Source organism: Methylobacter tundripaludum SV96, assembly GCF_000190755.2.
Classification (GTDB): Bacteria; Pseudomonadota; Gammaproteobacteria; order Methylococcales; family Methylomonadaceae; genus Methylobacter_A; species Methylobacter_A tundripaludum.
In genome coordinates, this window is record NZ_JH109152.1 from 802,290 (window position 1) to 816,921 (window position 14,632).

Sequence of the window (14,632 nt, forward strand, 5' to 3'; positions counted from 1 at the left end):
GCGGTCGCAGATGCTTCGCCTACAGGACGTAGGCGAGGGGCGTTAGCAGGACGCGGTAGCTTGTTCAGCCTGAATTTGTTTGAGCGCTTCGCGGTAATCGACCGGCATGACTTTAACAAAACGCGGCAAATAATCCTGCCAGTTATCTAAAATATGCTGCGCTCTGGCGCTGTTGGTATAACGCTTATGATTTTCAATGAAATGCTTTAAGCGTTGCGCATCATAACGGGTCATATCGGACATGATGTGGACGCGTCCGTGTGTTTCCATGTCGCCGCCTTGGTGTGCAATGGCTTCCAACGTGTCGTCTTCCTCGGGGATCGGTTCGAGTTCCACCATCGCCAAATTGCAACGCTTTTCAAAGCTGCGGTCTTCATCGAGCACATAAGCCACACCGCCGGACATACCCGCCGCAAAATTGCGACCGGTTTGTCCGAGTACGATCACAACGCCGCCGGTCATGTATTCGCAGCCATGGTCGCCCACGCCTTCGACAACCGCGACAGCGCCCGAATTGCGCACCGCAAAACGTTCGCCCGCAACGCCGCTGAAATAACATTCGCCGCTGACAGCGCCGTACAGCACGGTGTTGCCGACGATAATATTTTCCGCAGGCGTAATAGGGCAGTCTTTAGGCTGGTAAATGGCGATACGGCCGCCGCTCATGCCTTTGCCTACATAATCATTGCCTTCGCCTTCAAGCTCGATGCTGATGCCTTGCGCTAAAAACGCGCCGAAACTTTGACCGGCGGTACCTTTGACATTAATAGCGATGGTGTCTTCAGGCAAACCTTTATGACCATAACGCTTGGCGACTTCGCCGGACAGCATCGCACCGAAAGTACGGTTAATATTGCGGATCGGCGTATTAATGATCACCGGTTGTCCGTTTTGCAGTGCAGGTTGAGCGGCTGCAATCAAGGTATGATCCAATGCCTGATCCAAGCCGTGATCTTGGCGTTCGGTGTTATAAACAGCGGTCGTACTGTCAATTTCGGGTTTATAGAAAACCCGGCTGAAATCCAAGCCTTCGGTTTTCCAATGGTTCAGTGAGCGCTGCATGTCCAGTTTGTCCGAGCGTCCGATCATTTCGTTGAAGCTTCGGAAGCCCAGTTTCGCCATCCACTGGCGCACATCTTCCGCGACCATGAAGAAATAATTGACCACATGTTCAGGCTGCCCGGTAAAACGTTTGCGCAGTTCAGGGTCTTGCGTTGCTACGCCGACCGGGCAGGTATTCAGATGGCACTTGCGCATCATCAAACAACCCGAAACGATCAATGGCGCAGTGGCAAAGCCGAATTCATCCGCGCCTAATAATGCGCCGATGATCACGTCGCGACCGGTACGCAGACCGCCATCGACTTGCACGGCAATACGACCGCGCAGTTTGTTCAATACCAATGTTTGATGAGTTTCTGCAAGGCCGATTTCCCACGGCAAACCGGCGTGTTTGATCGAAGTCATCGGGCTTGCGCCGGTGCCGCCGTCATAGCCGGAAATGGTCACATGATCGGCGTGGGCTTTGGAAACGCCCGCTGCAACAGTACCGACACCGTGTTCCGACACCAGCTTGACGCTGATCCGCGCTTCGGGATTGACGTTTTTCAAGTCATGGATCAACTGCGCCAAATCTTCAATCGAATAAATGTCATGGTGCGGCGGCGGCGATATTAAGCCAACGCCTCGAGTTGAATGACGCACTCGGGCAATAACCGCATCGACTTTATGTCCGGGCAGCTGTCCGCCTTCGCCGGGTTTCGCGCCCTGGCTGACTTTTATCTGAATGTCGTCGGCATTGACCAGATATTCGGTGGTCACGCCAAAACGGCCTGAAGCGACTTGTTTAATCGCCGAACGCATCGAATCGCCGTTGGGCAAGGTCTTGAAGCGTTCCGGAAGTTCTCCGCCTTCGCCGGTGTTGGATTTGCCGCCGATGCGGTTCATCGCAATAGCCAGATTGGTATGCGCTTCGTAGGAAATCGAGCCGAACGACATCGCTCCCGTGGCAAAACGCTTGACGATGTCTGCTGCGGACTCCACTTCGTCCAACGGCACAGGCGTCGCATCTTCCTTGAACGACATCAAGCCGCGCAAGGTCAGCAAGGCTTCGTTTTGCTCATCGATCAAGCGGCAAAATTCAGCGTATTTTTCATAGCTGTTGCTGCGCGTCGCGTGTTGCAAGGTGCTGATGGTGGCGGGCGTCCAGGTATGCGCTTCGCCGCGCAGACGATACGCATATTCCCCGCCGATATCCAGAGCGTCGCGGTATAACGGCGCATTGCCGAAAGCAATTCGGTGACGACGACTGGTTTCTTCGCTGATTTCCGCTAAACCGACGCCTTCTACAGTGCTGGTTGTGCCGGTGAAATAGCGATCCAGGAACGGTTCAGCCAAACCGATGGCATTAAAAATTTGCGCGCCGCAATAAGACTGATAAGTCGAAATGCCCATTTTGGACATGACTTTAAGCAGGCCTTTGGAGATCGCTTTGATATAACGTTTGTGCGCTTCATATTCGCTGAGGTCAGCGATGTCTTGGCATAACCCGGAAAGCGTGTCGAAAGCCAGGTAAGGGTTAACCGCTTCCGCACCGTAGGCGGCCAACAGCGCAAAATGATGGACTTCGCGCGCTTCGCCGGTTTCGACAACTAGGCCTACTTTGGTACGCAGGCCTTCGCGGGTCAGGTAGTGATGCACTGCGGAAGTCGCCAGCAAGGCGGGTATCGCAATATGCGCAATATCCAGGTCGCGGTCGGATAGCGCCAGGATATTGTTGCCTTCTTCAACAGCCTGTTTTGCTGCAAGGCACAGTTTATCGAGCGCCGCTTCCATGCCGCATGCTCCCAAATCGGATGGATAGCAAAGCGTCAGAGTTTTGGTCTTGAATACACCACCGGTGCGCGTTTCGATGCGACGAATTTTTTCCAAATCCTGATTGGTCAAAATGGGCTGTTCCACTTCCAGGCGCATGTGGGTTCCGCCTTCGTCCAGGCCCAATAAATTGGGGCGCGGACCGATCAGGGAAACCAGCGACATGACCAGTTCTTCGCGAATAGGGTCGATAGCCGGATTGGTGACTTGGGCAAAGCCTTGCTTGAAGTAATCGTACAGCATACGCGAACGTTGCGATAACACTGCCAACGCTGTATCGATGCCCATTGAGCTGATCGGTTCCTGTCCGGTTTGCGCAATCGGTTTCAGGATGAATTCAATATCTTCTCGGGTATAACCGAATGCTTGCTGTCTATCCAGAAGGGTGTGCGCATCCGGTGCCATTGCGGAAATTTCGGCAGGCAGTTCGGACAGCAGGATTTGAGTTTTGCTCAGCCATTCGGAATAAGGGTGGCACGCCGACAAATTGGCTTTCAATTCCGCATCATCAATAATGCGGCCTTGTTCGGTGTCGATCAGCAGCATTTTGCCCGGTTGCAAGCGCCATTTTTTGATGATCTTGTGCTGGGGAATTTCCAGTACGCCCATTTCCGACGCCATGATGACGAAATCGTCATCGGTGACCAAGTAACGCGCAGGACGTAAGCCGTTGCGATCCAGGGTTGCGCCGATTTGACGGCCATCGGTGAAAGCAATGGCTGCGGGGCCATCCCAAGGTTCCATCAGGGCTGCGTTGTATTCATAAAACGCGCGCAGTTTTTCATCCATTAAGACATTGCCGGCCCATGCTTCGGGAATCAGTAACATCATGGCGTGGGCCAGTGAATAGCCGCCTGCAACCAATAGTTCCAGTGCATTGTCGAAACAGGCCGAATCCGATTGTTCTTCGTTGATTAGCGGCCACAATTTGTGCATGTCGTCGCCCAATACGCTGGACGCTATGGAATGGCGACGCGCCGCCATGCCGTTAACATTGCCGCGCAAGGTGTTGATTTCGCCGTTATGGGCGATCAGGCGGAAAGGATGTGCCAGATCCCAGGTCGGGAAAGTGTTGGTGGAAAAACGTTGATGCACTAACGCTAAAGCGCTGACCATGCGTTCATCGCTTAAGTCGGCATAAAACGCACCGACCTGATCTGCCAGCAACATGCCTTTGTAAACGATGGTGCGTGACGATAAGGACGGGATATAAAAAGAGTGGCCATGATCCAGCTTCAAATCGCGGACGGCGTTTTCAACTTGTTTGCGAATCACAAACAGTTTACGCTCGAAAGCGTCTTGATCGGCGCAGTCTTCGCTGCGTGCAATAAAAATCTGCCGAATAAACGGTTCAACCAGTTTGACTGACTCGCCCAAGGTATGATTATCGACAGGCACATCGCGCCAACCTAATAGTACGAGTTTTTCTTGTGCAATGATGTCGGTTAGCAATTTCTCGCAAGTGGCTCGATTGGAGGCGTCGCGCGGTAAAAATACCATGCCTGCGGCATAATCGTCTGCTTTCGGAAGGGTGATGCTTATCTTGTCGCACTCTGCGCGCAAAAAAGCATCAGGCATTTGAATCAGAATTCCCGCACCATCGCCCGCATAGATATCGGCGCCAACCGCGCCACGATGGGTCAGGTTTTTAAGTAATTCCAGACCCTGACGTACGATTTCATGGCTTTTTTGGCCCTTTATATGAACGATAAAACCCACGCCGCATGCATCATGTTCATTGCGTGGATCATATAAACCCTGTCTGGTCGGTAGCGTACTTTGACTCATTGTCACCTCTAAAAAATATTACAAAAGGGTTGTAGTCCTCTAACTTATCAACCCTCATTGCGCACCTGTTTTGATGCCTGCATCAGAGGCCACGGTACGGCAAAACCAGTTAATTATACGGATGACAGGCGATTCTGTCACGCAGTCTTTTGTTGTCTGCGCCACTAATCAGTTGGGATATTGTTCGCTGATATAGGCTAGGCGGTGGTCTTTTGTCACGCAGTTGATGGCGGTATTTTGCTTATTCTTTAAATGGATGTGGTATCTTTCCGCTCTGTTTTAATGATTGATTGTTCTCGTTGAATATTTCTTCTGTTTTTGTAGGCGGACTCTTGTTTCTTTAAGAGTCGGTGCAATTATTTAAGTCAATTCATATCATATTATTGGTTAATTATGAAAGAAAATTTTGATGTTGTGGTTGTGGGTGGGGGTATGGTTGGGGCGGCTGTTGCCTGCGGTCTTGGTGGGAGTTCGTTGAAGGTGGCGGTGATAGAGAGCGCGCCGCCACAGGCTTTTGCTCCTGATCAGCCGCATGATTTAAGGGTTTCTGCGCTCAGTATTGCATCAAAAAATATACTTGAAACCGTGGGTGCATGGAGCGGCGTTGTTAATCGCAGGCTTTGCCCGTTTCGCAGGATGCGGGTTTGGGAGACGGCGGGGGATACTGAATTTTGTAGTGACGATATTAACTATCCTGAATTGGGTTTTATCGTTGAAAACAGGGTGACCCAGTTGGCGTTATTGGAGCGGTTGCAGGATTTTGCCAATGTCGAGCTGATGTGTCCGGCTACCATTAATAAAATTAACTATTCGGCGGGCCAATCACCCGAAGTGGAGCTGGGCGATGGTCGGATTTTGTCGGCAAAAGTGCTGGTTGCTGCAGATGGCGGCCAATCCAGAGTCAGGCAGGCAGTGGGGTTGGGCGTAACCAGCTGGGATTACAGTCAGCATGCACTGGTGATTTATATTGATACGGATTACGGTCAGCAGGATATAACCTGGCAGCGCTTTGTACCCAGCGGACCGCAGGCGTTTTTGCCGTTAACCGGCCATTACGGGTCTATAGTCTGGTATAACTCGCCGGATGAAGTGGCCCGCTTGAAAACCTTGTTCAGCGAAGATTTGTTGCGCGAATTGACGGCAACTTTTCCCGATTGTCTGGGTAAGGTTAATGCTATTTTGGGTACGGCAAGCTTTCCATTGAAACGGCAGCACGCGCAAAGCTATGTTAAGCCCGGTGTGGTTTTGGTTGGCGATGCGGCGCATATGATTAATCCGCTGGCGGGGCAGGGGGTTAATATCGGTTTGCTGGATGCTGCGGCATTGGCCGAGGTGTTGATTGATGCGAGCAAGCAGGGGCTGGATCCGGGTGATTTGGCGGTTTTAAGGCGCTATGAAAAAATGCGCCGTAATGAAAATCTGAAAATGATGACGGTAATGGATGTTTTTTATCGAGTGTTCAGTAATCAGGTCCTGCCGGTCAAGTTTTTACGCAATTTGGGCTTGGGCTTGGCCGAGCGCATTTTGCCCGCTAAAAATAAAGTGATGCGTAGCGCTATGGGGTTGGACGGTAACTTGCCCAAGCTTGCACGGGGTGAGTCGATTATTTAATCAAGAGGATATTGTTTTGGATGTGCTGCATTTCCGGCAATATTCTTGATAGTTGACAGGCGGTCAGCCGCATCGGTTGCATTGGAATAAGTAATTTTTTAAACTTGAGTTTTTAAGTGATTTTGATAGTGAGTGTAAACGGTTATGGAAAGAAGGCTTTATCAAAGGATTCCAGTACAAGTTTCCGCTATTGTCACTACCGAAGATGGTGTGCGCATTAAGGTGAGTGCAGTAGATGTATCCAGCGATGGGCTAGGTATCGAATGTAATATCAAGCAACGGAACATGATTACCCCGGGAGGGAGTTTTGTTCGCGACGGTAAGCCGGTATCGGTGTTTGTCGATCTGGATCTGTCTGAGCGGGATGGTCATCCATCCAAAATAGTCGCGAAATGCCATGTGGCTTTTTCGCGGCGTATATCCAGCGATCAATGTAAAATCGGACTGCGTTATGCTGATATTGAGAGTAATGGCCATGAATGGCTTGTTCGGTTTATTGAGAAAAGGCTGGCGCCTAACTAAGGAAATAATTTGAACAACTCGCGCCGTAAGTCTGTAGCGGGAGTGCAAGCTTTGCTTGCGTGTGCAGGCAAAGCCTGCGCGCCGGCTATTAGTAGCAACTTTATGTGCGTTCCTAAGTGGTTGATGCGTTAGGCTTTAGTCTGCCCCTACAGGCGTTGTGTCTTCGCTATATTAAACTCAGTATTAACCTGTAGTACCCAGCATTTTCAAAATTTCTTCGCGTATTTGTTCCTGTGTGGCAGGGTCTGTGATGGGTTGTGACTGGTTGTCCGTGATGTAAAACATGTCTTCAGCCCGGCTGCCGATGGTGGTTATTTTTGCGCTGTGCAGATGGATGTCTTTTTTTACAAATGCGCGACCTATTTTTGATAAAAGTCCGGCATGATCCGTGGTGATGAGCTCAATAATCGTATGCCTGTTTAAAGGGTCGGCGTGAAATTGAATGCTGGTGGGGATGGGAAAATGTTTGGCCTGTCTTGACTGGCGATGAATATTTTTGTGTTTTTTGACTTCGCGAAGGAGCAGATTATTGCGAAGGGCGGTGCAAATATGCACTTCTCTGAACAGTTCGTTGATGGGTTCTCCCGATTGTTCGAGGACCAAGAAGCTATTCAGCACATAGTCATCGGTCGTGGTCATGATCCGGGCGTCAAGAATGGTGAGTCCCAGTTGGTCGAGAGTGGCTGTGCTCAGCGAAAAAATAGCTTCTTCATTTTTTGTATAGACAAAAACTTCCGCGCTGCCGCGTTGAGTTTGCGGGCGGAGCAGGACCAGAGGCAAGTCATCTTCCCTGGAGGAGGCGATGGCAATGGTATGCCAGGCTATTTCATCGGCTGAATATCTTAAAAAATAATCATCACCGGCATGCTGCCAGGATTTGAGGATAACCGCTTCGGATATGCCCAGTTTAATAAGTTCGTCTTTTGCTTCTTTTTTGTTTTCGAGCAGGCGGTCCGCCAGCGCCACGGGATTTTGCAAGCCCCTGTGCAAGGCGCTATAGGTCACCGAGTAAAGCTCTTTGAGCAGAGCATCTTTCCATGCGTTCCACAGTTCGGGATTGGTGGCGCGAATATCCGCTACGGTCAGCAGGTATAGGTGGTTCAGGTATTCAATGCTGCCAACGGTCTGGGCAAATTGATGAATGACGTCAGGATCGCTGATGTCTTTTCGTTGTGCAGTCATCGACATGACCAAATGATTGCGAACCAGCCAGCAAATCAGGTTGGTATCATGCTGGGAAAGATCGTGCTGAACGCAGAACTCCCTGGCGATTTCTTCGCCAATGGCGGAATGGTCGCCGCTCCTGCCTTTGGCGATGTCATGAAATAGACCGGCAAGATACAGTATTTCGGGTTTTGGGATCAGCAGAAAAATATCGTTGCAGAAAGGCAGTTCATCAAGGTGTTTTTCCAAGGCAAAGCGGCGTAAGTTGCGGATAACAAAAAGCGTGTGTTCGTCCACGGTATATATGTGAAACAAATCATACTGCATGCGGGCGACAATATTGGCAAAGCAAGGGATGTAGGCGGCTAAAATCCCGTAGCGATTCATGCGCCTTAATTGATCGGTAATGCCTCGCGGTTGACGGAATGCTTCTATGAAAAGACGGTTGGCGTCTTTGTTCTTGCGAAATGCGTCGTCGATTAAATGCAGGCTTTTACGAATCAAGCGTATGGTTGTTGCCCTGACGCCTTTGATTGATGAATTTTGCTCCAGAACTAAAAAGAGTTCCAGCAAGGCCAGCGGGTGCCGTTCGAAAAGCGTGTCGTCAATGGCTTCAAGGTAGCCGTTGATGGCGACGAATTTGTCGTTAAGCGGGATTGATTTGTAAATAACTTCTCCGGAAACGAAGCGCTCATTAAATAATTGCAGCAGCATTTCATTGAGGCGCTCAAGTCCAAGTACCGTTTTAAAATAAAACTGCATGAATTGTTCGACATCCTGATTGTATTCCTGATGCTCTGTGCTGAAGCCGAATTGCCGGGCAAGATCGCGTTGATAATCAAAAATAAGTCGATCTTCGCATCGGTTGGTTAAAAGATGCAATGCGTAGCGAATTCGCCATAGCACCTCAAGTGCGGCAACCAGCTCGAAATATTCGGATTCGGGCAAGAAGCCGTATTTAATCAGTTCCTTGAGTGTTGATGAGTTGTAGTGACGCTTGAACACCCAGGCGATAACCTGTCTGTCGCGGAGTCCGCCGGGGCCTTCTTTGATGTTGGGTTCGAGATTGTAGGCAGTGTCATGAAATTTGGCATAGCGCTGTCGCTGTTCTTCCATTTTGGCGGCAAAAAACTGATCCGATGGCCAGATCTTATCCGGCGTGATTTGTTGATTCAGCGCTTTATGCAGGGCGGTGTTGCCGGTAATCAACCGGTTTTCCATGAGACTGGTGATGATCGTTTGATCACTGATTGCCGCTTCGACGCACTGTTTGATGGTGCGTACGCTTTGTCCCGGTTTTAAGCCGATATCCCAGAGGAAAGTGAAGAAGTTTGCTAGTGTTTCCTGGTAAGCGGACGTGTCGTCAGAATCCAGTAAAACGACAATATCGATATCGGAATAAGGGAATAACTCTCTTCTGCCGTAACCGCCAACGGCACACAACATCAGTTGGCCTGCGTGTTCGCCAAGGAAATGTTGCCAGCAGCAGCTTAAGATTTCATCGATAAAATCGGATTTTTCTTTAAGTAATTTGGAAACCGATTTGTGAGGGTTGAATTTTTGTCGCAGTTCGGCGTCTTTTTGTTTTAGTAGTTGTTTAAATTGTTGTAGGCTGTCTTTTTCGGCAAAAATTGCGGCATTAATGTTTTTGTTCAAGGCGGTCACATTTCTTCTTGGCGCAAAGTCAGAATTTCATAGCCGCTTTGGGTTACCAAAATGGTGTGTTCCCATTGTGCAGATAGGCTTCGATCTTTGGTTACTGCGGTCCAGCCGTCGGCCAATACTTTCATGTGTCGTTTGCCTAGATTAATCATGGGTTCAATAGTTAATATCATGCCCGCCTCAAGAACCTCGCCTTCACCGGCTTTACCGTAATGCAATACTTGCGGTTCTTCATGGAATTTTTTGCCGATGCCGTGGCCGCAAAACTCCCTGACTACGGAATAACGATTGGATTCTGCGTGTTTTTGTATGACGTGACCAACATCGCCTAATGTGGCCCCCGGTCTTACCTGGTTAATACCCAAAAACATGGCTTCCTGAGTTATTTTAACCAGGCGTTTTGCGTGCGGACTGACTTCGCCGACGCAAAACATTTTACTGGTGTCGCCGTGGTAGTCGTCTTTGATGACGGTAATGTCGATATTGACAATATCGCCTGATTTAAGTTTTTTATCGCTGGGAATGCCGTGGCAGATCTGCTGGTTAATCGAAGTGCAGATGGATTTTGGAAAGCCGTGATAATTGAGCGGTGCAGGGATGGCTTGTTGTACGTCAACAATATAGTCGTGGCAAATCTGATTGAGTTCGTCGGTGGTGACGCCGGGAACAACATAGGGTGCAATCATTTCTAAAACTTCGGCCGCCAGTTTTCCGGCAATCCGCATTTTTTCGATTTCACTTTCGGTTTTAATAGTTATGCTCATAAAAACAGGTACAAGGCTGATAAGAATAAGGGTTTAACAAGCGCAAACGATAAGTTTTTTAAGCTTGTGTTTTCTACTTTGCGGCTGTGTGATGAGATTATTTTAACAGAGATCGGCTTGTTGTGAAAAAGTAATTATGGTATAAAGGGAAGTTCGTTTTTGAACTAATACTCACACCTATCGTCACGTTTGGAAGGGTGCCGGTGTAACCTGACCTCGAAAGAGGAGGGTTGTTACTGGTTTCCAGGCGGGATAGGTGGAGGCGTAACCCAACTCGGAACAGATGTTTCGAATTTTTTATCTTAGGAGAAATTAATGGCAGCAGTATCTATGCGTCAAATGCTTGAAGCGGGTGTTCATTTTGGACATCAAACTCGTTATTGGAACCCGAAAATGGCTACGTACCTGTTCGGTTCACGTAACAAGATCCATATTATCGATTTGGAAAAAACGCTTCCAATGTTTAATGACGCAATGAATTATCTGGGTCAGATGACAGCAAACAAAGGCACAGTCCTGTTTGTTGGTACCAAGAAAGCAGCGCGAAAAGTGGTTGCTGAAGAAGCCGCACGCTGCGGCATGCCTTATGTCAACCATCGCTGGTTAGGCGGCATGCTGACAAATTTCAAAACCATCAAGAAGTCAATCAATCGCCTTAAAGAACTGGAAGCGATGAAAGCTGACGGTACGCTTTATCAACGTTTTGCCAAGAAAGAAGCGTTAGGTATGGAACGCGAACTTGAAAAACTGGAGCGCAGTCTGGGTGGAATTAAAGACATGAAAGGCGTTCCTGATGTGATTTTCATTCTGGATGTCGGTTATGAAAAAAATGCGATCAGTGAAGCTAAAAAATTAGGTATTCCGGTTGTTGGTATTGTAGATTCCAACAATTCACCGGAAAAAATTGATTACATTATTCCTGGTAATGATGACTCAATTCGTGCAGTTAAACTGTATTGCGAAAGTGTTTCCGCGGCAGTAATGGAAGCTAAATCGGCAGGTTTGGGATTGTCAGCAAAAGCTGATGATTTTGTTGAAGAGGCGGCAGAATAAGTACGATCTTATCTTCACAGGCGTTTCCTGTGAAATGAGTACTTAAAGTTAGGCAAAAACGCCTCCTCACGGGGGCGTTTTTACAGTTATGAATAATGAGGAAAGACAAAGAATGAGTATTACTATTAGTGCAGCAATGGTTAAGGAACTGCGTGAAAGAACTGCCTCCGGTATGATGGAGTGCAAAAAAGCATTAGTTGAAGCCAATGGCGACATGGAACTGGCCATTGAAAATATGCGCAAATCCGGTTTAGCCAAGGCCGATAAAAAATCCGACCGCATTGCTGCTGAAGGCATCATCGGCGCTAAAGTCAGTGATGACGGAAAAACTGTGGCGATTGTTGATGTTAACTGTGAAACTGATTTTGTTGCCAAAGCGGATGATTTCGTAAATTTCGTCAATAATGTCACAGAAGCTTTGTTGAATTCCGATATTGAAACAGATGAACAACTGTTGGCAATGAAATTGGCTGACGGCACGATTGTGGACGAAGTTCGTCGCGGCCTGATTGCCAAGTTGGGCGAAAATATTACTGTCAGACGTTTCCAAAAATACCAGACTGCTACCGGCGGTACAGCTTGCTATTTACACGGTAAAAAAATCGGCGTGATCGTTGAATTGGCCAAGGCTGATGCTGAATTAGGTAAAGACATCGCCATGCATATTGCAGCAAGCAAACCGACTTGTGTTTCTGACGAACAAGTGCCTGCAGAACTGATTGAAAAAGAGAAAGAGATTTTCTCGGCTCAAGCTGCAGAAAGCGGAAAACCTGCGGAAATTATTGAGAAAATGGTTGTAGGCCGGATCAGTAAATTTTTGGCTGAAATCACTTTGTTGGGCCAGCCTTTTATTAAGGACGATAAAGTTACTGTCGCCAAACTGCTTGCCTCAAAAGGTAACAGTGTTATTCGTTTTGCCCGCCTGGAAGTGGGTGAGGGAATTGAGAAGAAAGAAGAAAACTTTGCCGAAGAGGTTATGGCACAAGTTAGAGGCAATTAATTTAGGCGAAAGGCGGAAGATTCAAGGCGAAAAAACCTTGATCTTTCGCCTAACACCTGTTTATTCATCAATGATAAATACCAGCCCTGATAATTAAAATGACTAAAACAATTTGCCAGAGAATTTTGCTTAAGTTAAGCGGTGAAGCTTTAATGAGTGAGACCGGTGGTAGTATTGATGCGGATATTGTTAAACGTCTTGCAACTGAAATTAAAGAGTTATGCGATGTTGGTCTTCAGGTTGGTTTGGTTATCGGCGGCGGTAATATATTGCGCGGCGCTGAAAAAGCTTCGGAAGGATTGGATCGAGTAACCAGCGACCAGATGGGGATGCTGGCTACTGTAATAAATGCCCTGGCCATGCAGGATGCTTTGGAAGCACACGGTCAGCCGGTCAGGGTGATGTCCGCACTGAAAATCAATCAGGTCTGTGAAGATTATATTCGCCGCCGTGCAATCCGGCATTTGGAAAAAGGCCGGGTTGTTATTTTTGCAGCAGGGACCGGAAATCCTTTTTTCACCACCGATTCGGCAGCCAGTCTTAGGGCCATTGAAATCAATGCCGAATTGATGATTAAGGCTACTAAAGTCAAAGGCGTTTATTCCGCCGATCCCCAAAAAGATCCAAATGCAAAATTCTATCCGCGATTAACTTATGATGAAGCGCTGGATCAGCGTCTCAATGTCATGGACACCACTGCGCTGGTATTATGCCGGGATAACAATGTACCCATGCGGGTGATGAATGTTTTCGAGAAAGGCGCAGTAATGAAACTGATGATGGGCGAAGAAATAGGCTCCCTTATTGAACGAGGAACAGATAATGATTAGTGATATTCAACAGGACGCTTCAACTCGCATGAGCAAAAGCATTGAAGCCTTAAAGCATGAATTCTCAAAAATAAGAACGGGCCGGGCTCATCCCAGCTTACTGGATCAGATTAACGTTTCATACTACGGTACCGAGTCCTCGTTATCCCAAGTTGCCAATATTGCCGTCGAAGACGCACGTACTTTGACGATTACGCCGTGGGAAAAGGGTATGGTACAGGCCATTGAAAAAGCCATCATGAAATCGGACCTGGGTTTGAATCCTGCTACCAATGGGATGGTTATTCGTATTCCATTGCCGCCGCTGACTGAAGAGCGTCGTCGTAGCCTGGTTAAAGTCGTCAAGAATGAAGCGGAAAATGGCCGTGTTGCGATCAGAAACATTCGTCGCGATGCGAATTCAGCCATAAAAGAGGCCTTGAAGGAAAAAATGATTTCCGAAGACGAGGCGCGTGCAGCTGAAGAAAAGATTCAAAAATTGACTGATCAGTATGTAAAAGACGTTGAGAAATTGCTGGAAGCAAAAGAAGCTGATTTACTGTCAATGTAATTGGGATTTAAACAATGTCTACGGATGACTGTAACAGTTTGGAATCAACAAGTACCCTCACCGGTATAAATAACAACCCGCGCCATATCGCCATTATCATGGACGGTAATGGCCGCTGGGCGCAGAAAAGATTTATGCCGCGAGCTATCGGTCATCAGGCCGGGGTTAAAGCAGTTCGAAAAATTGTAGAGTATTGCGCCAAACAAGAAGTTGAAGTCTTGACCTTATTCGCTTTTAGCAGTGAAAACTGGCGTCGCCCGGATGAAGAGGTGTCATTGTTGATGGGGCTGTTTATGGCGACTTTGCAACGGGAAATCAACAAGCTTGATCGTAATAATATCCGCTTGCGATTTATTGGCGACAGAACGGCATTCTCTGACAAGTTGCAGACCAAAATGGCCGAAGGCGAGGCGCAAACCAAAGACAATAATGCTTTAACGCTGGTTATTGCGGCAAATTATGGTGGGCGCTGGGACCTGTGTCAGGCGTTTCGGACGGTGGCGGGAAAAATAGCGTCCGGAGAATTGAAAGATCAGGATATCAATGAGCAGCTGATCAATCAGTATTTATCAACCGCAGACCTGCCCGAACCCGACTTGTTTATCAGGACTGGCGGCGAGCAACGCGTTAGTAATTTTTTGTTATGGCAACTCGCTTATACAGAGCTGTATTTTACAGCGACGCTATGGCCGGATTTTGACCAGAACTCACTTGAAGAAGCTATCAATAGTTTTAAGAGCCGACAAAGACGCTTTGGTCATACCGGAGAGCAACTGCTTGATAAATCGATTACATTAAAATAACCTGCTGGTTT

At 48.0% G+C, this 14,632-nt stretch carries 10 protein-coding genes; 7 read left to right on the forward strand and 3 right to left on the reverse strand.

Annotated features, from left to right (window positions below):
* Window positions 1-42: 42 nt before the first annotated feature.
* Complete coding sequence (gltB, locus tag METTU_RS03620; protein ID WP_006889939.1) at window positions 43-4,662, reverse strand: glutamate synthase large subunit; 4,620 nt, start codon at window positions 4,660-4,662, stop codon at window positions 43-45.
* A 393-nt stretch (window positions 4,663-5,055) separates the two neighbouring features.
* Here gltB and METTU_RS03625 point away from each other — a divergent pair, with 393 nt between their 5' ends.
* Both METTU_RS03625 and METTU_RS03630 read left to right on the forward strand, forming a co-directional pair.
* The gene (locus tag METTU_RS03625; protein WP_006889940.1) at window positions 5,056-6,273 is read left to right on the forward strand and encodes a UbiH/UbiF/VisC/COQ6 family ubiquinone biosynthesis hydroxylase; all 1,218 of its coding nucleotides are present in this window, start codon (window positions 5,056-5,058) and stop codon (window positions 6,271-6,273) included.
* 144 nt (window positions 6,274-6,417) lie between these two features.
* A complete protein-coding gene (locus tag METTU_RS03630; protein WP_006889941.1) occupies window positions 6,418-6,795 on the forward strand; it encodes a PilZ domain-containing protein in 378 nt (125 codons plus the stop codon).
* 183 nt (window positions 6,796-6,978) lie between these two features.
* Here the strand turns inward: METTU_RS03630 and glnD are convergent, their stop codons facing one another.
* Window positions 6,979-9,624, reverse strand: a complete 2,646-nt coding sequence (glnD, locus tag METTU_RS03635; RefSeq protein WP_006889942.1) for a [protein-PII] uridylyltransferase — start codon at window positions 9,622-9,624, stop codon at window positions 6,979-6,981.
* Window positions 9,621-10,385 carry a type I methionyl aminopeptidase gene (map, locus tag METTU_RS03640; protein ID WP_006889943.1) on the reverse strand — a complete coding sequence of 255 codons (765 nt, stop codon included), beginning with the start codon at window positions 10,383-10,385 and terminating at the stop codon, window positions 9,621-9,623. The genes glnD and map overlap by 4 nt, the downstream gene beginning before the upstream one ends.
* A 315-nt stretch (window positions 10,386-10,700) precedes the next feature.
* Between map and rpsB the strand changes: the two genes are divergently transcribed.
* From rpsB to uppS, 5 genes are all read left to right on the forward strand, one after another.
* Entirely contained in the window at window positions 10,701-11,438 is a 738-nt protein-coding gene (rpsB, locus tag METTU_RS03645) for a 30S ribosomal protein S2 (protein ID WP_006889944.1), read from the forward strand.
* A 112-nt stretch (window positions 11,439-11,550) separates the two neighbouring features.
* Entirely contained in the window at window positions 11,551-12,438 is an 888-nt protein-coding gene (tsf, locus tag METTU_RS03650) for a translation elongation factor Ts (RefSeq protein WP_006889945.1), read from the forward strand.
* Window positions 12,439-12,536: 98 nt separating this feature from the next.
* Window positions 12,537-13,268, forward strand: coding sequence for a UMP kinase (gene pyrH, locus METTU_RS03655; RefSeq protein WP_006889946.1), 732 nt, complete (start codon window positions 12,537-12,539; stop codon window positions 13,266-13,268).
* Window positions 13,261-13,818, forward strand: coding sequence for a ribosome recycling factor (gene frr / locus METTU_RS03660; RefSeq protein ID WP_006889947.1), 558 nt, complete (start codon window positions 13,261-13,263; stop codon window positions 13,816-13,818). The genes pyrH and frr overlap by 8 nt, the downstream gene beginning before the upstream one ends.
* 14 nt (window positions 13,819-13,832) lie before the next feature.
* Entirely contained in the window at window positions 13,833-14,621 is a 789-nt protein-coding gene (uppS, locus tag METTU_RS03665) for an undecaprenyl pyrophosphate synthase (protein WP_006889948.1), read from the forward strand.
* Window positions 14,622-14,632 lie beyond the last annotated feature (11 nt).